The organism is Terasakiispira papahanaumokuakeensis, assembly GCF_001709345.1.
GTDB classification, from domain to species: domain Bacteria; phylum Pseudomonadota; class Gammaproteobacteria; order Pseudomonadales; family Halomonadaceae; genus Terasakiispira; species Terasakiispira papahanaumokuakeensis.
The window spans coordinates 3,706,281-3,726,011 of sequence record NZ_MDTQ01000001.1; the positions used below are offsets into that span (position 1 = coordinate 3,706,281).

Sequence of the window (19,731 nt, forward strand, 5' to 3'; positions counted from 1 at the left end):
CACGAAACCAAGAGACCAAAAGACCTCATCAATCGACATCACCTCCTGAGGGTTGACCCCTTGTCGTGAGTTGCGCTTGGTTTAATATCGGTCTGTTGGTTTAATGTCATCATCTTGTATGAATGCTGTTGTCAGTGCTTGCACTTATCGTGTGCTCACGCTAGATTCTGCGCGGGCTCAACACGGGGTCTGGAAAACGGGGTCTGGTGAAGCGTCTGATACAGGCCTTGAATTCGGTGATTGAGCGTTGTGATTGAGCGTTGTGATTGAGTGTTGTGATTGAGCGTTGTGATTGAGTGTTGTGATTGAGCGTTGTGATTGAGTGTTGTGATTGAGTGTTGTGATTGAGTGTGGAAGTCATTGACTTGGCCTTGTGGCTGGCACGGGTATAAAATTAGCCTCTTGATATTGTATGAATGCTGTTCTTGGAAGCGATGTTCTTGGAGGCGATGTTCTTGGAAGTCTTGAAGAGATGGACCTAGGCTCGTGACTGATGTGTAATGACGGGTGTGTGGCCTTGCCTCAGATGGCACACATTGAATCAAAGGATGATAGTGAAGGTTGCCTTGTCTGTTGAGCCATAATCCGACGACCTCTTTTGCCCATGCTGTTTTTACCTCTATTTTTACAGCTGTCCAGCGCTTCATGAGACCCGGCCTGCCGTTATGGCGTCATCGTCTCCTCGTGCTGCTGCTCTTGACTGTGGTGCACTGTGCCTGTCCTGTTTTGGCCCGCGCCGATGAGCGATCCCCCTCGCCTGTGCGATTTCTGAATCCTGAGCATTTTCTAAGCCCTGAACGTCCTTTAAGCCTTGAGCGCCCTCTGAATACGCTGCAGCCAACGGATGATGCTGCTCCGGCAGGTTGGTCTGCCCCCCCTATGTTCGCTTCATCTCAGTTCGCTTCATCTCAGTCTGCTTCATCGGGGTCTGATTTCTCTCAATCTGATTTATCTCGGTCTAAGCCGCCTGCCGCAGCGTTCAGCTGTGATGTGGTTATGCCCGTGCCGCCTCAAAATCTGGCGCAATGGCAGCAAGTGAAAGTGCAGCTCTCCCCCTTGGTGACCGCCTGTGATCATGATCCTCAATTTTTATCCCTGTTAGGCGCCGCTCAGCTGAATACCGGTGCCCTCGATGAGGCCCTCAAAACGCTTGAACGGGCGCTCATGCTGGACCCGCAACAAGGGGGCGCTCGTATTGACTATGCCCAAGCTTTATTTCTCACCGGCCAGCCTTTTGCGGCATTGGATTTGAATCATGAGCTGTTGTCGGCAGACGGTATGCCTGACCGCCTGCGTGAGCGCTTGCAAGCGCGTCGCAAACAATGGCGAGCGGCATTAAGTCAGTGGCATCAACAGCTGATGATCTCCGTTGGCCGTGATACCAATTTAAACTCAGCGCCTGACCAGTCAGTGATACGGCTGACCTTGCCTGAAACTGACTTGGCCCTGTCATTGTCCGGGGATGATCGCCCTAAAGCAGGCAATACGCTGCGCCTGTTTTGGGGGTTGCGTTATGAGCAGCAAAAAACCGATGGCCGCTTTTACGCAAAAGCCAGCCTCAACAGTCGTAACACGCATGATACGGATTTTAGTGCCCATCAGCTGGCGCTAGAGGTTGGGCGTCACTATGACACCGCTTTAGGGCAGCTGGATTTATCCTTGAGTGGGCAGGGGCTCCAGTATGGCGGAAGCTTGCTTTACACTGGCCTGGATGGTGCGTTGGATTGGTTGGCGCCAGTCTCGGGTCTAGGATGTCAGCCAGGGCTTTCCGGTAACCTGCTGTATCAACGCTTTCCCGGTGATCGTGGGCTTGATGGGCGTGAGCAACGGTTTGGCCCCGCATTAGAGTGCCAATGGGGGCGATTCAATACCGCATTAAAAGTGCACGGCATACTGAATCAGGGGGTTCATTCTGATCGTATCGGCGGGGATCGTGATGGCTGGAATGCTGAATGGCAAATGGCTTATCCGGTGGCATCAGGCCAGCTTTCTGGCAGTTTTGGCTGGACACAGTTGGAAGATCGGCGCGGTTATAGTCCACTCTTGGATGACGGCGCGCCGCGACAGATTCGTCAATATCACTATGCCGCCCAATATCTACAGCCGATCGGGCCCTCTAAAGCACTGACGTTGAGTGTCCAGCGTCGAATACAGCGCAGCAATCTGGCCTTGTTTGAGCATCAAAATACCCAATATGAAGTGGGTATCCTGTGGATATTCTGAGGATATTCAAATATAGACACAAAAAACCACAGAGATCTTGATCCATCGCGGGATTGTTGGCTTGTCACTGCCGGGGCAAGTGACTAGTATGTTGAAGCCTTTGATATGAGGGCTGTTGCTTTATTGACCATTTTAAATGGTGCCTCATAAAAGCATGATAATGAATTGATGGTTCGTGTGATTGACGTCACACAAGCTTTTAACAAGATCCATTAACTTGGATCGTCGATGATCAGCGACTATCGCATTGATAGCGTTGATCTGTTGGAATCCTGGTATACGGCTATGGAATCAAGCGTATTACCTGGTGTTTGAGTTCAGTGTCGTATCAATCAAAAGTCGAACTGAAACTCACAAGATGACTAACCCTTGATCAAGGAGTTACACAAGATATGTTGACTAAAACTGAAGTGTCTGCCGTCACGGCTGGCCTGCTGGGTATTGCACCGGGCGGCTTCGCCGATGATCTGGGTAAAGCGTTTAACACGCAGAAAGACCTGGCCGACTTCCTGATGAACACCGGCGTGTTCAAAAGCATGTACGGTGAAAACCTCTCTAACGAAGAGTTCACCACCAAGTTCATGCAGAAAATGCTGGGCGATACAGTCCCGCAGGAATCTTTTGACAGCATCGTAGCTGACTTTGTCGCGGTTCTGGATGCAGGCGGCGAGCGCTCACAGTTTGTTGCGAATGCCGTGTCTGTACTGCCGATCATCACCAATGCTGATCTGCAAGAAGCGCGTGCCGCATTCAAAGAAAAAGTGGCCAATGCTGCTGCTTATAACGGTAACTCTGAAAACCTGGATGATCTGGCCGGTGTTCTGAACGGTGAAACACCGACTGAACCGACTGATCCGGGTACGCCGGGCGAAACGTTCCGTCTGTCTGTTGCTGATGACATGGTCACTGGCACCGCAAACAACGACACCATCATCGCCAACGTTCTGCAGAATGATGCAGGCCAGTCTGCCAACAGCCTGGGTTCTGGTGATGTCATCGACGGTGGCGCTGGCGTTGATACCCTGGAGGCAACACTGCGTCCGGAATATGACTTGGCTCAGCAGCCGGTACCGGTTGTACCGACCACGGTTAACGTTGAAAATGTTTCTGTTGAAGCGCTGTCTGGTGTGACTGACACCATTCTGGACGCGGGCAAAATGTCAGGCGTTAACAGCTTCACTAACTTTGAAAGCGAAAACAACCTGACCATTCAGGATGTCCGCATCAAAGAATCTCAAGCGACTGTTGACATCAAGCTGAAGATGGAAAGCGTCGATCACCACGAAGACTTCACCGTGCTGTTCGATTCTAACTCGCTGCGCGCCAAGCCGAACGAAACCGCTAACTCAGCGATCGTACTGCGTTTGGACGACGGCCGTGGTACTGATGACCAGCCGCTGGCGACACTGAAGTTCAACCTGTCATTCAACATCAATGGCAACGATATCGAAATCAGTGATATCACGCCGGTTGACGGCACTTACCAAGGCTTGGTCACTGCGATCCAGAATGCCCTGGCCGACATTCCGCAAGCGGAAGGTCTGAGCGTTGAACTGGGTAACGCCTTTACCGCTATCGACATCACCAAAGCCGATGGTTCTGTTGTTTCTGAACCGGCTGACGGTGTTGACGTCATCATCCGTGATGCATCCGGCGGCGAATTCGAAGACGTGAACTTCGATCCGCAATCCGTCGGTGGTACCTTCTCTATCAAAGGTGGCGCGACTGCAGAACAGCCTGACACCATCACCAACAAAATCACCAGCGACATCACGCTGGACAACGTTGGCCGCGGCAGTGTCGGTGGTGACGTTGTGATCGGTGGTATGTCGGGCACTAAAGGCGTTGAAAAACTGCTGGTTCACGTTGATCGTGACAGCAACATCGCCAGCCTGGGCACGACTGCACGCACGGCTGACGCGGTTGAAAACCCCGGTCAGCTGGATCTGGACGAAGTTGTGGTTGACTCTGTTGCCGATGGCGCCAATGGTGACCTGGTGATCGGTCAGCTGACTGACGTTCAAGACTTTGACTCCACCAGCTTCAATGGCAACAGCCTGACTGTCACGTCTGACATCACTGACGCCGTAGTTGCGCGTGATCTGGATATGCCGGGTCAGTACAGCGAAGTCAACTATGACTACAAGCTGGGCGCCAACAACAACAACCTGACTCTGAATGTGGCTCAGGAAGCCGTCGGTCATGACGACTTCAACCTGAACATCACCGGTACAGGTAACAACACCATTGTGGTTGACGTGGCCGATAACGGTTACAACACCAACAATGTGAACTGGTATAACAACCAGTCCAACCTGGATAACATCAACGTTAACACTGGCTCTGGCTCAGACTTCGTTTGGACCAAAGGTTGGGGCGATGCCAACATCAGCACTGGTGCGGGTAACGACACTATCGTCACCGATAACACCGGTGAAAAAGCGACCTGGATCTTCAATGGCACAGGTGCACCGGAAGATGTGAATGGCAACCCGACTGGTTTTGGTTTTGCTTACACCAACAATGGCGTAACAAACTCAATTGTCTACAAAGGGTCTGTCACCGTCACCTTGTCTGACGATGCGGCCGCTGCCCTGGGTGACGAAGGCTTTGAAGCCACCGTTCAACTGGATGACAGCATCATCTTCGGTAGCGCCAAAGCGCTGAACGATGCGATCAAAGAAGCGATCAACACGCCGACCCTGAACGGTGAGCGTAATGAGCTGAGCAGCCTGCTGACCGCAGAAGACGGCCCGAATGGCAGCTTGATCATTCGTTCCAACATCGATGGTCAGGTCGTGAATGAGAACCTGCAAGTCGCCTTCACACCGGTCGATACGACTGATGCGACCGCTTGGAACTCCAGCAATGCCTCCACTTTGACCAATGCGATTGCTGAAGCGACCAGTCAGTCTGATTATGCGCTGCCTGCCAACCTGGATACTGTCCTGGGTGATCCGGCCACATCAACTGATTTGACCGGTCAGCAAGAGCTGGCTAATGCCGGTACTGACAGCACCGCGGTCAGCAGCAACGTGGTGAATGCAGGAACAGGTGATGACCTGATCGTACTGGGTACAGGCAACGGTGCCGACACCATCGTGATCGACGGCACTAACCTGGGTCAGAACACCATCGTCCACTTCAACGCGGCGCAAGACAAAGTTGATCTGAGTGCCTACCTGGTTGACCGTCAAGACGGCACTTCCGGGTCTGACATCTCTTCAACAGTGATTCCGGTGAATACTGCGAATGCCAACACTGTTGACGTTCTGAATGGCTTTACCAATGGTACAGCGACCCAGAACTGGAGCTCTTTGGATGCGGCTGCAATCAAAGCAGACCTCGAAGGGACGACAAGCTTCACTGGTTTCACTGCACCGACTGAGCTGACCAGCAACGCACCGGGCAACCTGCACAACAGCAACCAGACGAACCACGTGATTGCCGTTGAAAACCCGGAAAACGATGGTGAGTACAAGTTCTTCCACATCGTGGTTGATCACACTGACGAAAGCGATCGTGGTTACAGCGTCTCTGAAATCGGTACCTTCGATTTCGGTGACACCGTGACTGATACTGATCTGCTGACAGGTAGCTATGCTGGCACGCCGAACAACCCGAGCCCCTCTTCTGTCTTCACTTTAGAAGAAGCCGATGGTCAGCTGCTGGATAGCGACGCTCAGGATCTGGAAATCACTGTCGGTCGTGATGCTGACCTGACTCAGGAATACTTCCTGCGTCTGGTTGACCAGAACATCACCTTCAGCTTCGCCAGCGAAGCCCAGACCGTTGTTCTGTCTCAGAACAGCTTCATCGATGTTGATGGTGCGACTGGTAACCTGACCATCGATGGTGGTGCACTGGATGTGTCTAACCTGCGTCCGTCTCAGTTCCTGCCGAGCGCCGGTGGCCAGACAGGGGTTGTCCTGAACTCTACCCTGGTAATGTCTCAGGCTCAGGCAGCAGCTTTAGCTGCTGATGGCACTCTGTTCTACTCCAACTCTGACACGAACAGCCAGATCATCGTTGAGCTGGATAACGGTACAGAAAATGTGATTACCCTGCCGACAGGTGATCAGAGCAACAATGATCGTGCGATCACGTTGACAACTGCTGCTAATCCTGAAGATGGCTTCGAAGGTTCGGCTCCGGTATCTATCCCGACTGACGACATCCCGTCTGACAACGGTGGTGACAACGGTGACACGACGCCTATGTTCTCTATCCAGGACATCCAGGAGACCGACTTCACTGCACCGACGGATGCCTATAACATCGTCGATTCAGCGGATAACCTGACTGGCACTAATTACACCGATCTGGATCCAGCCCTGAAAACGATCGTTGATGGTGCTGCTAAAGTCATCGCGACTGTTGGCACAACAACTGATCTGTCTGGTCTGGATCTGAGTGTTGCGGGTGTTGATGAAATCAGTGTGGGTGAGAATGATGTCACTGCGACAGTTTCTGCGGCTCAGCTGAGCTTGGTCACTGGTGCAGATTCATCTGACACCCTGACCGTCAACACGCTGGATGGTGAAACTGTTGAGGCAACTGCTGCGACTGAAACCTTCGACTTCGAAGATACAGCTCCGACTACAGCAGCAACCATCACTGGCTTCACTACTGGTACAGATAAGATCGACCTGTCTGGCCTGGCAGGGGGCACTGTTGAGACCTCTATCGATAATGGCGATACAGGTACTGGTAACACTGAATTTGCTCTGAAAGCTGGCAACGTCTACCTGCTGACTACTGGCTCTACTGTAGCTAATACACCAGCAGATGCGGCGACCTTCATTGCAAGCGAAGCTGATGCAGAAGGCCTGACTGATCTGGCTGATGGTGAGACTGCTTACTTCGCCATTGCAGATGGTACTGATACTGCGCTGTATGCTTACACTGCCGCTAATGGTGCAGCCGGTGTCGCTGATACTGAACTGTCTCTGATCGGGACAGTTAACGGTGACTTAGCTGCTGGCGATATCGTTGCTGCCTAATCACTTGATGTGATGCCTGACCCGGCTTCGGCCGGGGCAGGTTCAAGGCTTAGTGATACCGTAGTGGTAGTACAGTAGTTGAAGTAAAGTACTTGTCGTAAAAAGACCCCTGCCTTCTTCGGAAGGTGGGGGTTTTTTATTGGCCCTTCTGTAGGCGCTTGCTTGCAAGCGAATGTGCCGTGAACCTCTGTGGCCATCCAACATACCCCCTTCGCGGCCAAGGCCGCTCCTACAAAACCCGTTTCAATCTCTTAACCTTCTGTAGGCGCTTGCTTGCAAGCGAATGTGTCGTGAGCCTCTATGGTCACCGAAACCGCCCTTCGCGGCCAAGGCCGCGCCTACAAAAACCTCTTTAATCGGGTTGATGGTGGTTTTTTTGGGGTATGTCATTGACTTCTTTACGTGAGGCGTTTGAAATGAGGCGTCAAGTGTCTACTTTTATTGACACTATCTTGATAAGCCGAGTCGTTGAGCGAGGTCTGATCGCTGAGCGAAGCCCGATGAAGAGGAAGTTCGCCCCATGCCTGTGTCCGTCAATGAGATTTATGCGGTATCGATTGCGTTGTTTGAACGCGCGCCGACTGAGGGTGAGTTGGCACAGTGGCAGGGGTTACCCAGCCTCACCGCGGTAACGGCGGCATTGCTGGCGGCGGATGATCGCTATGCCGGGCTTGAAGGCGGTGATTTAGTGGCGGCGGTTGTCGAGACCTTGGCGCGTGGGCAGGTGGATGAGTCGTTGATGACGGAGGCCCGCGCGGGGTTTACCGCTCAGTGGGCCGCACAAAAGCCCGCCCCGGCCACCTTGTTGACCGATATGGCGCTGGCGATGTGGCAATCGCCAGACCCACAGTGGCAGGCGGCGAAAACGGTGGTTGTCGAGCAGTTCGAGGCCGCCCTGGCTGATCAAGCTCAACCCGGTGAGGCGTGGTGGTTGGCGATCGGGCCGGATAGGTTAGTGGGCACCGCTCAAGATGATCTCTTTTGGGCGCCCGTGCAGCAGAATGCCTGGGGGCAATCGGCGAACACCTTAGGCACGGGGGATGAGGTGGATGGAGGGGCCGGTACCGATACCCTGCATGCCATGCTACGCCCTGAGTACGATCTAGGCGGTCAGGCGGTGAGTATCAACCCGATCACCCGTGGCATTGAGCAGGTGACGCTTGAAGCGCTCAGTGGTCGTACTGATACAGTGCTGGACGCGGGCAAAATGTCAGGCGTTAACCGCTACACTAACGTTGAAAGCGAAAACAACCTGACCATTCAGGATGTCCGCATCAAAGCATCTCAAGCGACTGTTGACATCAAGCTGAAGATGGAAAGCGTCGATCACCACGAAGACTTCACCGTGCTGTTCGATTCTAACTCGCTGCGCGCCAAGCCGAACGAAACTGCTAACTCAGCGATCGTACTGCGTTTGGACGACGGCCGGGGTACTGATGACCAGCCGCTGGCGACACTGAAATTCAACCTGTCGTTCAACATCAATGGCAACGATATCGAAATCAGCGATATCACGCCGGTTGAGGGCACTTACCAAGGCTTGGTCACTGCGATCCAGAACGCCCTGGCCGACATTCCGCAAGCGGAAGGCCTGAGTGTTGAGCTGGGTAACGCCTTTACCTCTATCGACATCACCAAAGCGGATGGTTCTGTTGTTTCTGAACCGGCTGACGGTGTTGACGTCATCATCCGTGATGCATCCGGCGGCGAATTCGAAGACGTGAACTTCGATCCGCAATCTGTTGGTGGCACCTTCTCTATCAAAGGTGGCGCGACTGCAGAACAGCCTGACACCATCACCAACAAAATCACCAGCGACATCACGCTGGACAACGTTGGCCGCGGCAGTGTCGGTGGTGACGTTGTGATCGGTGGTATGTCGGGCACTAAAGGCGTTGAAAAACTGCTGGTTCACGTTGATCGTGACAGCAACATCGCCAGCCTGGGCACGACTGCACGCACGGCTGACGCGGTTGAAAACCCCGGTCAGCTGGATCTGGACGAAGTTGTGGTTGACTCTGTTGCCGATGGCGCCAATGGCGACCTGGTGATCGGTCAACTGACTGACGTTCAAGACTTTGACTCCAACAGCTTCAATGGCAACAGCCTGACTGTCACGTCTGACATCACTGACGCCGTTGTGGCGCGTGATCTGGATATGCCGGGTCAGTACAGCGAAGTCAACTATGACTACAAGCTGGGCGCCAACAACAACAACCTGACTCTGAATGTGGCTCAGGAAGCCGTCGGTCATGACGACTTCAACCTGAACATCACCGGTACAGGTAACAACGCCATTGTGGTTGACGTGGCCGATAACGGTTACAACACCCACAATGTGAACTGGTACAACAACCAGTCCAACCTGGATAACATCAACGTTAACACTGGCTCTGGCTCAGACTTCGTTTGGACCCAAGGTTGGGGCGATGCCAACATCAGCACTGGTGCGGGTAACGACACTATCGTCACCGATAACACCGGTGAAAAAGCGACCTGGATCTTCAATGGCACAGGTGCACCGGAAGATGTGAATGGCAACCCGACTGGTTTTGGTTTTGCTTACACCAACAATGGCGTAACAAACTCAATTGTCTACAAAGGGTCTGTCACCGTCACCTTGTCTGACGATGCGGCCGCTGCCCTAGGTGACGAAGGCTTTGAAGCCACCGTTCAACTGGATGACAGCATCATCTTCGGTAGCGCCAAAGCGCTGAACGATGCGATCAAAGAAGCGATCAACACGCCGACCCTGAACGGTGAGCGTAATGAGCTGAGCAGCCTGCTGACCGCAGAAGACGGCCCGAATGGCAGCTTGATCATTCGTTCCAACATCGATGGTCAGGTGGTGAATGAGAACCTGCAAGTCGCCTTCACGCCGGTCGACACGACTGATGCGACCGCTTGGAACTCCAGCAATGCCTCCACTTTGACCAATGCGATTGCTGAAGCGACCCGTCAGTCTGATTATGCGCTGCCTAACAACCTGGAGACTGTCCTGGGTGATCCGGCCACACCCACTGCGTTTTCAACTGATCCAAACACCGGTCAGCAGAGACTGGCCAATGCCGGTACTGACAGCACCGCGGTCAGCAGCAACGTGGTGAATGCCGGAGCAGGTGATGACCTGATCGTACTGGGGTCAGGCAACGGTGCCGACACTCTCGTGATCGACGGCACTCACCTGGGTCAGAACACCATCGTCAACTTCAATGCGGCGCAAGACAAAGTTGATCTGAGTGCTTACCTGGTTGACCGTCAAGAAGGCACTTCCGGCTCTGACATCTCTTCAACAGTGATTCCGGTGAATACCACGACGGCCAATACGGTTGATCTCATCAATAACTTTGTCGATGCGGCCAATGGTCAGACGTGGCAGGCCCTGGATTCCGCTTCTGTGAAGGCCCATCTGGATGGGTCGCAACCTTACACTGGATTCCCGACACCGACGATTACCACTGCACCGAATAACCTGCACAACAGCAATAACACCCATCACGTGATTGCTGTTGAAAACCCGGACAACGACGGCGAGTACAAGTTCTTCCAGATTGTGGTTGATCACACTGATGACACCCCAGCGGGTCGTGGTTACAGCGTCTCTGAAATCGGCACCTTCGATTTCGGTGATACGATGACGGTCACTGACCTGCTGGACGGTGATTATACCGTGACGACGAACACGCCGAGCCCCTCTTCTGTCTTCACTTTAGAAGAAGCCAATGGCCAGCTGCTGGATAGCACGGCTCAGGATCTGGACATCACGGTGGGTCGTGATGCCGACCTGACTCAGGAATACTTCCTGCGTCTGGTTGACAGCAGCATCACCTTCAGCTTCGCCAGCGAAGCCCAGACCGTTGTCCTGTCTCAGAACAGCTATATCGACACCAATGCTACCGGTACGCTGACGATTGACGGCGGTATACTGGATGCCTCCAATCTGCGTCCGTCTCAGTTTCTGCCGAGCGCCGGTGGCCAGACAGGGGTTGTGCTGAACTCGACCTTGATACTGTCGCAGGCTCAGGCGGCTGCGATGGTGGCTGATGGCACGCTGTTCTACTCCAACTCGACAACGAACAGCCAGATCATTGTTGAGCTGGATAACGGTACAGACAATGTGATTACCCTGGAACCTGGTGATCAGAGCAACAATGATCGTGCGATCACGTTGGCACTGACGGGTGCTAATCCTGCCGATGGCTTTCAAGGCTCGACGCCGGTATCTATCCCGACTGACGACATCCCGGACGACAACAACGGTGGCCAGACGCCGACTCCGGGGACTGACTACACTGTTCATGCGTTCAAGAATGAAACGCCTGCGCCGACTCAGTACACCATCACTGATGGCCCGACTGCGATTGTGTCTGAAGCCACTACTGGTGGTGATGGCAGTGCTATTCTGGCTAACGCTACGAGCGTTGCCCTCAAACTGTTTGCGGGTGATAAAACTGTAGCGCTGACTGACCTGACTAATTCAACTGACGCCACGGCCATCGACTTCACTGATAATGCGGCTACGCTGACTTCTTCTGAGCTGACCACTATCACTGGTAGCCTGAGCCTGACTGAGGCTGATGCCATCACTGTTACTGGTGTGGCTGCTGGTGATGTTGTGACTGTTGACGGTGTGCTGAGCGACAACGACACCATTGAAGTCGCTGATAATGGAGTGATTAGCTTGTCAGCTGCTGCACTGGGCAGCTTGAATGCTACTCTGGCCGTAACAACGCCTGGCACTGGTAATGATGCTACTGTAACTGTCAACACGCTGAGTGGTCAGACGGTTAAAACCACAAGCTTCGCGGATACTTTCCAGTTTGCAGATGGTGATACGGATGTTGGTATCAACAATTTTGTCATAGGTACTGATAAGTTGGATTTCTCCCAGCTTTCAGTACAGGGGACTTTGGCTGCTGAAAATTACGCCAACGGTACTCGCGATAGTGGTATCACGTTGGATAATACGAACAGCAAAGTCTACATCATTGACAATGATACATTCGATCTAGGAGGCGCGAATAATAGCGCTGCTCCGATCGGCTCATTTAGCAATTTGTCTGATGTGGCTGGTTTTCTTAATACCGGTGTGACATTCACTGCCCACGCAGATCAGACGAATTTCTTTATCATCCGTGATGCGAGCTCGACGAATGACTTACACCATATATATGCCTTCACCGACTCCGGTAACGATACCCACATTGATGTGAATGAGTTGACGCATGTTGGTTCTGTGACGGCTAACGCGACCCTTCTGACAACTGACTTATTGCTGGCTTAACCGACTAAGGTTTGCCAAACGACCCCCCCTTCTTCGGAAGGTGGGGGTTTTTTATTGGGAACCTTCTGTAGGCGCTTGCTTGCAAGCGAATTTTGAATTAAACGAATTGTTAATTAAAAACGAAAGAGACTGTCGTCGTTTTCACCGAACATGTCGTCCAGGTCGATGTCTTCTGGCGTCGCTGAGGGGGCGGGTTGTTGTTTTGCCAGGGTTTGATGCAGTTGAGCCAACACTTGGGTGCGTTTCATTGATAACAACTGGCCATAGGCAATCGCCAGGGCATCGGCTTGCATCAGCGCTTGTATGGCCTCAACGTCGAGTTGGCGCAGGGCTTCGTCATCAATGCGATAGACCCCGTTTAAGGGAATCACTTCACCGGCTTTGTTTTTGGTTTTCAGCGCCCAAGGGGTGAACAGTTGTTGCGCGGCAAGGGCATCCGTGGCTTTTTGCGTGGCGATCCGGTTTTGTTCGGCGTGTTTGAGCTGCGCCACAATGGGTTTGAGGGCGTCACTGTGGGTGCCAGATTCATAAAAGGGGTGAACGCCAAGTTCATCAGTACTCTCGACCAAGCCGCTGTCGCGATCAATGCAGAGGGCGCGTTTGTCGGGCTGGCCTTCTACCGGCAGCATGGCGAAGGGGTAGGTCCGAAATTGTAAGGGCGTATAACCGGCGATCCATTTGTGGGATTGCGGGTGAACAAACACATTTTGTCCGGGAACGAGCGTCAGTAATGCCACCAGTTGAAAGCGCTCTTCAGCCGTTTTGACCCAAGCAATGGGCATAGTGGCTAAGGTGTCGGCCAGTTCTGCTGCCACAATCGGCACCACACTATGCTGGGCGGCAAAGGCGTAATGGGCTGCTGGGCGCCAGCCGGTGTTTTGGTGGGCTTGGCTATCCAGTGCCATAAAGTCAGCCATGATGATCTCCTGTAGTCTTCATGAATCTTGAATGTGAGACGTGTCAGTGAGTCTCGCGGGGTTTTCGATCATGTTGTCACGTTAGATATCTTCGGGGCTAATGGGGCGCCGGGCATGCCAGCGCCGTGACAGGTGTCGACCCCATAAACGGGCCGGCTCTTCGATTAAACGATGCATCAGCCCCGCCAATACCAGGGTCAGCACTAAGGCGCTTAAGGCCAGTGTCGGGCCGCTGAGGCTGGGCCAGAGCTTTTGCAGCATCACCGGGGTGGCATTGTGCATGAGGTAGATCGAATAGCTAAGACTGCCTAATAGCAGGCTGATTCGATAACCCCATGCCTGAGTCGTGCGACCTGAGGGGTGATGGCGGGCGTCGGTGCTGGACGACTGGGTGATGAGGATTAAAGGCGCTAAGACCAAGGCATAACCCAGGGCACAGAGGACGCCAAAATAGGCCCTGAGTAAGGGGTGTTGAGCAAAACCGGCATCCCCTTGGGTGACAAAAAAGTCAGCCAGACCGCCCAGTAGCAGTAACCCACCGACCATGCTCAGGCCTGTATAGCGGCGTTTAATCCGCTGAGGTGCCCGCGCCAGCGCTTGCACCAGGGGGTAGAGCCCCACGCCGATCAGAAACTCCGGCAGAATCCCGGTGATATGCACGCTCAAGAAGAACCAAAGGCTTTCGCTTTCCGGCGGGCTTTGCAGCATGATCACACCGCGCACCAACAGGCTGACCAGGGCCGTGAGCCAAAGAGCATGACGCCAGCGAAACAGCCAGGTGAGCCAAGGGATGAGTAAATAAAATTCAACCTCGACCGGTAGGCTCCAAAAAGCCGGATTGAGATAAAAGGCTTCGGCCCGGCTGTGGGTGGTGTGCAGCATGGCGAGATGATCGAACAGTAGGCTGATCCCCTGTGGCGGTGTCGGCCAGAGCCACCAGTAAGTGAGCACCGCCAGGCAATAAAGGGGGTATAGCCGGAAAAAGCGGCGGATAAAAAAGGGCATGGGGCTGACTTGCCCACTCAGCAGCAGTCGCGCAAAAACAAAACCGCTGATGACAAAAAACAGGTCAACACCGGTCCAGAAGAAATTGAGCAGTGTGGGGCCATCGGTGAGCCAATGCGCATAGTGCGATAGCAGCACCATCAGCGCGGCGACACCCCGGGCCAGCTCAATACCGTAGAACATATCGGATTCCTTTTCTCCTGCTGCGATCATGATGGGGCCATGCCACCTGGGCGGTACATTGTACATCCAACGATGAGTGCTGCCTAAAGGCCATTTCAGCCGTCTGCTTGGCCGAGATCACCCGGTAGCGGCACAAGGGGCTCGATCTTCTCAAGGGGCACCAGTAAACTGCATGCCTTCAGTGGTCATCGTTCGGGTCGATGGCGCTGGCTGATGATTGATGATCTCTGTTGAGGTGAGGCGAGGATGCAGGTGTCGATGCGGTGGTTGAAGGAGCATCCCAATGTCACGCTATGGGGCGTGGTGGTCGTGGTGATGGCGCTACTGGCTTCATCCACGGGCTGGGTGGTGTTCAGTGATGATGATAGTCATTTATTGCAGCTGGCGACCCGGCTGGATGGGTTCTCGCATTATTATGTGCCTGAGCGTTATCAATTGCTGTCGATCGTGCATTTTACGCCGGTGGCGATTTCGCTGTATCAGACGATCTTGGCCTGGTTTGGCCCGCATCCGGAAGCCTTTATGGGGGTGCAGTGGCTGCTGTGTGGGCTGCTGGTGGGGTCGTTGGCCGTGAGTGTGCGTTATCGCACCCAGCGGCTGGAGGCGGGTGTGTTGTTTATCGCGCTGGCGTTGCTGGTGCTCTCCATGGGCCCGATGCTGACACGCTTTTATACCTTGCATTATGTCTTCGGGGGCGTTTGTGCGGCGTTGATTGCGTTGGGGCTGAGTCAAGGGACTCGCCCTTCGTGGGGGCGTTTAGCGGTGGGCAGTGCCTTGCTGGCGCTGGCGCTGCTCAGTAAAGAGATCTATTTGATGTTGGTGCCGTTGCTGTTGGCTTATGGCATCCGGCGTCGCCATTGGCCCTTGATCGCTGCGGTGTTACTGGTGACCTTGGCTTATATGGCACTGCGTATCGACATCCTTGGGGTCTCGGATGAAGGGCGCAATGGTGAAAACTTTCTCACCGACTTGCTTGAAGTGACTTGGCCGCAGTGGCGTCATTTCTTGGTCTGGTATGGCAAGACCCATGCGCTGTTATTCCTGGCGTCTTTGTGGGCCTTGTGGTGTGCACCGAAACAGTTTGTCATCCGGCTGTTCTGGGCCAGTTGGTTGGTGGCCCCGGTGTTGGCCGCGCCACATGGGTTCCGGTGGCCTGAATTGCATGCCGATCGGTTATTCTTTGCGTTTGATCTGGCCTGGGCGGGGGTGATTGCGTGGACGCTGTCGGCGCATTGGCCTTCGGGGCGCCAAGGGCGCTTTGCGGTTGTGGCGTTACTGGCGTTGGCGGTGGGGCTGCAATGGCATGCGCTCACCCAGCGCCGTGAGGATATCGTCCCTTCTATGGCCTATCAGGTGACGCAATCACTGCTGGGATTGGCTCAGCGGGCACCCGTTTGGGTGGTGGTGCCGCCAGCGTATTATTGGGGGGCGGTCACCGCGCCGATGCAAGGGGTGACGGCAACGCCGGATTGTCAGCAGGGGTTGGCCTGGGCGGATGAGCACCCCGATGCTTGGGTGGCGTTGGATACGGCCGGCCAGTCCATCTCTAAGGCGCAGCTGGCTGAGCAGTGCCAGCCGTTTGCGGTACCGCCTGAGGTGGAGGTCTTGCAGCCGGTGTCCTTTAAGCAAGGGGTCTTGTCTTGGCGTTTAAAAGGCCCTGACGGTATGCAGGTGGGGGTCGTGTTGCCTGGACACCATATGCTGATTCCTGCACCAGAGATGTATCAACGGATTGTGCGGCCTTATCCCAATGAATTTTATCGCGTCTTTGCCCATCAGGGTGATCGCTGGTGGTTTTCAGCCCTGCGGCCTATCGAAGGGGTCAGCGTGCCTGCCGAGACCGACTCGCCGGGAACCTCGCCGACCGGTCAGACTCATACTGAATCAGGAGCGCACTAGTGGCTTGGGGGCTGATTGTTTTAGGCGCGATTTGTAATAATCTCGCTTTGGTGATGCTGAAGCTGGCAGGGCCGGGGATTCGCTGGACCGATGGCCAGTTGATTTTCACCTTGCCCGGTTTGGCATGCTTGGTGGGGAGCATTGCGGCTTATGGTCTGGCCTTTTTATTGACCCTTAAGATTTTTGCCATTTTCCAATTTTCTGTGGCCGTGCCGGTGTTTATCGGGTTTCAGTTTGTGCTGACGGCGCTGATGGGCTATTGGGTCTTTCATGAGTCCATCAATGGTGTGACCTGGCTGGGCATGGCCGTGATTTTGCTTGGGGTGGTGCTGGTGGCGGTGGGCCGCTCAGCAGCCAGTGCCTAGCCGCCTGATGGGCGCAGTGAGTATGAGATCAGTAAAGTGCTCATATGAATGAGAAGTGCTTATATGAATGAGAAGTGCTTATATGAATGAAGTGACACCCTCTTCAGGGCCATCCGCATCGCGACCTCGGGTGTCGATTATTTGCCCGGCCTATAACGAGGCGGCGGGCATTCTGAATTTCTTGCATCAATTAGATGTCACGTTGGCCCCTTGGGAAGCGCAGTATCGCTTCAAAGTGGCGGTGGTGGATGATGGCTCGGGCGACGATACGGCTGAGCAGGCCGCAGGCTATAATCCCGCTGCGTTTGAGTTGGTGGTCTGTCGGTTGACCCGTAATTTTGGCAAAGAAGGGGCGATGCAGGCCGGGCTTGAGCGCTATGCCGGTGAGGCCTCGATTGTGGTGGACACGGATTTACAGCATCCGCTGCATTTGATTCCCGAGATGTTGCGACATTGGCAAGCCGGGGCCAAGGTGGTGGAGTCAGTCAAAACGGACCGCGGTCGAGAAGCGCGTTGGTACCAGTGGGCCAGTGATTGTTTTTACCGTGGGCTGCGCCGGTTAAGTGGTTTAGAGCTGGCGGATCATAGTGACTTTAAGCTGCTCGATGCTGAGGTGGTCGCCACCTTGTGTGCGTTACCGGAAAAAACACGGTTTTTCCGCGGGTTAGTGCAGTGGACCGGCTATGCCAGTGTGCAGTTGCCCTTTGAAGTACAGGATCGAGCGGAAGGCGAATCTTCCTGGGGGTTCTGGACTTTACTGCGCTACTCGATTCACAACCTCACCTCCTTTTCTTCCGCCCCTTTGTATTTGATTACCTTGATTGGGGCCTTGATGTTAGCCGTGAGCGCGGTGCTCGGCTCTGTGTCCTTGTATCAGTGGAGTCAGGGCATTGCGGTCACGGGGTTCACCACGGTGATTCTATTGCTGCTGTTTATTGGCAGCATGTTGATGGTGAGTCTCGGTATTATCGGGCTTTACATCTCACGTATTTATGATGAGCTGAAGCAACGGCCGGTTTATTTGGTGGCCTCTGAGACCGTTAAAGCGCCCAGCCCGTTGGCGGGCTAGGCGCGTTTAAGATCATGCCGTGAATCAGGCAAAAAAGTCAGGATTCAACAGTTGAATGCTGCCGACGAGGCCTGTATCGGCAACGGCTTGCTGATTGACGTCATGTGTGGCCGCAAAGTTGAGTAAGTCCCCCTGGGTTTCGAAGACATTCCCTTCGCCGACGAGGCTGGTGAGCAGGGCGGTGGCCTCGGCGGGGGCGCTTTCATGGACGAGGTTTTGATACAGTAATCCCGCTAATGCTGAGGTCTCAATGCCTTGTCCAGCCGTGTAATAGTCGATCATTTGATTCGCGAGATCGGTGTTGTTGGCTGCATTGTTGGCCTTATCGACCCAAAGGCTGAGTGTGTCCGTATCCGGTGCTGCACCGAGCGCCGCATTCAGTAAGGAAAAGGCTTCATAAGTCTTGCCGCCGGACTGGGTGTCAAGCGCGGCATAGACATCACTCAATTTGATCTGGTCAAGCCCTTCGAATGTTTTGGTACCAAATGCTGTGTCCAAACTGAGTACTTGCGCTTGTGCATCATAGTCAATATGAGCGAGTTCGCCGGCCGCGATGGGTAAGATTGCTTGTAGGAATGCCGATTGAGCTTCAATAAGGTCATTCCCCATTTTGGTCGGGTCAAAGATGAGCTGGCCGCTATAGCCTTCGGGTAACTGAAACACCTGATCGCCGCTAATGTCTTCAATGACCGTGCTTTCCGGTTGCGGTTGGATCACCGTCGCAAGCCCTGAGCCGCTATAAGGTGTGCTGTGAAGGTTAGAGAAGAAGAGCGCCGAGTCATAGATCTGATCGCCGGTGTCGGCAATGGCGATTTCGACGGTGTTGAGCCCTTGTTGCACTGGGGCGGTGATACGCAGTAAGGGTGAGAAGCCGTCATATTCAATCGGATACACGCCTTCGGTATTATCAATAAAATTACCGGCTTCAATATTATCGCCCAGAATACTTAACGGCTGCTGAGGGTCGCCATTAAATAACCCATAGTTTTGGCCGTTGACAAAAATGCCCCCGATATCCACATAGTCACTATCGGCAAATTCCGGGTATTCCTCGGAGCCAAACACTGCATCAAACTGAATGCCTTTAATACTGGGATCGGTAATGTTGAAGGTAAAGGTCAATGATGTTGTATCGGTCAGTTCACGGGTTTCGAAAGCCTCTTCCAGTGCGTTTTGCAGCGCTTCATGAGGGGCTTCATTGCCGAAAGTGGTGTCAAAGGGCTCGCCTGAGCTAGACGAGGTGTTCTCTTCTGCAGGCGTGGCAGTGCCTGTGGAGATCAAAAGCCCGGCCCCGATGTTCAAAGCAGATAGACTGCCGTCATAAAAGCTAATACTGGATGAGCGGGATTCGTTCATCACCGGCAGGCCATTGTCATCAAAGACGAAACTGCCATCTTCGTTTTGAACAAAATCCAGAAAATGACGGACTTCGCCGTAGCGATACTGGATCGGGGCTGACAAGGTGAGCCCGTTAGAGATCACGGCATCGGCAATGTGCTGATCATTATGTTGGGTTGAATCGTATGCAGTAAACGTGGCCATGAGGGTCTCGATGTATAAGGCGTGGAGGGTTTCAATTCACTAACAGCCTTTAATAAAGGGAGATGCCGTTATATGCAATTGTGCTTTTATACAAGGATTTATAGATGCTTCTTTAAGCCGGGTCGACAAGGATTGAATTCACATGGCGTGACGCTGGAAAATAAGCCGGGTGGTTAACACCCACGACGTTGATCTGAGTAAAGCCATCGGTCTGCGCAGGGCGGCATCGTCAGGTTACAAT

9 protein-coding genes are annotated in these 19,731 nt (G+C 53.7%); 6 read left to right on the forward strand and 3 right to left on the reverse strand.

Translation table 11 applies throughout. The annotated features are described in order from the left end of the window. Nucleotides 1–645: 645 nt before the first annotated feature. From BFW38_RS16220 to BFW38_RS16230, 3 genes are all read left to right on the forward strand, one after another. Nucleotides 646–2,223 (forward strand): tetratricopeptide repeat protein, encoded by a 1,578-nt coding sequence (locus BFW38_RS16220; RefSeq protein ID WP_139116652.1) that lies wholly within the window; start codon nt 646–648, stop codon nt 2,221–2,223. A 392-nt stretch (nt 2,224–2,615) separates the two neighbouring features. Continuing rightward, nucleotides 2,616–7,226, forward strand: a complete 4,611-nt coding sequence (locus BFW38_RS16225; RefSeq protein ID WP_068999830.1) for a beta strand repeat-containing protein — start codon at nt 2,616–2,618, stop codon at nt 7,224–7,226. Between the two features lie 520 nt (nt 7,227–7,746). After that, nucleotides 7,747–12,510: a beta strand repeat-containing protein gene (locus tag BFW38_RS16230; protein ID WP_068999831.1), complete on the forward strand. Its 4,764-nt coding sequence runs from the start codon at nt 7,747–7,749 to the stop codon at nt 12,508–12,510. Between the two features lie 113 nt (nt 12,511–12,623). Here the strand turns inward: BFW38_RS16230 and BFW38_RS16235 are convergent, their stop codons facing one another. After that, complete coding sequence (locus BFW38_RS16235) at nt 12,624–13,427, reverse strand: SapC family protein (RefSeq protein ID WP_068999832.1); 804 nt, start codon at nt 13,425–13,427, stop codon at nt 12,624–12,626. An 81-nt stretch (nt 13,428–13,508) separates the two neighbouring features. Beyond that, nucleotides 13,509–14,645, reverse strand: a complete 1,137-nt coding sequence (locus BFW38_RS16240) for an acyltransferase family protein (RefSeq protein WP_175401004.1) — start codon at nt 14,643–14,645, stop codon at nt 13,509–13,511. A 228-nt stretch (nt 14,646–14,873) separates the two neighbouring features. On the opposite strand from BFW38_RS16240, the gene BFW38_RS16245 reads away from it, so the two are divergent. From BFW38_RS16245 to BFW38_RS16255, 3 genes are all read left to right on the forward strand, one after another. Continuing rightward, nucleotides 14,874–16,514: a hypothetical protein gene (locus BFW38_RS16245; RefSeq protein WP_068999834.1), complete on the forward strand. Its 1,641-nt coding sequence runs from the start codon at nt 14,874–14,876 to the stop codon at nt 16,512–16,514. Then, a complete protein-coding gene (locus BFW38_RS16250; RefSeq protein WP_068999835.1) occupies nt 16,514–16,879 on the forward strand; it encodes a DMT family transporter in 366 nt (121 codons plus the stop codon). The genes BFW38_RS16245 and BFW38_RS16250 overlap by 1 nt, the downstream gene beginning before the upstream one ends. An 82-nt stretch (nt 16,880–16,961) precedes the next feature. Then, entirely contained in the window at nt 16,962–17,948 is a 987-nt protein-coding gene (locus BFW38_RS16255; RefSeq protein ID WP_068999836.1) for a glycosyltransferase, read from the forward strand. 24 nt (nt 17,949–17,972) lie between these two features. Here BFW38_RS16255 and BFW38_RS16260 read toward each other — a convergent pair whose 3' ends face one another. After that, nucleotides 17,973–19,490, reverse strand: a complete 1,518-nt coding sequence (locus BFW38_RS16260) for a choice-of-anchor L domain-containing protein (RefSeq protein ID WP_068999837.1) — start codon at nt 19,488–19,490, stop codon at nt 17,973–17,975. Nucleotides 19,491–19,731 lie beyond the last annotated feature (241 nt).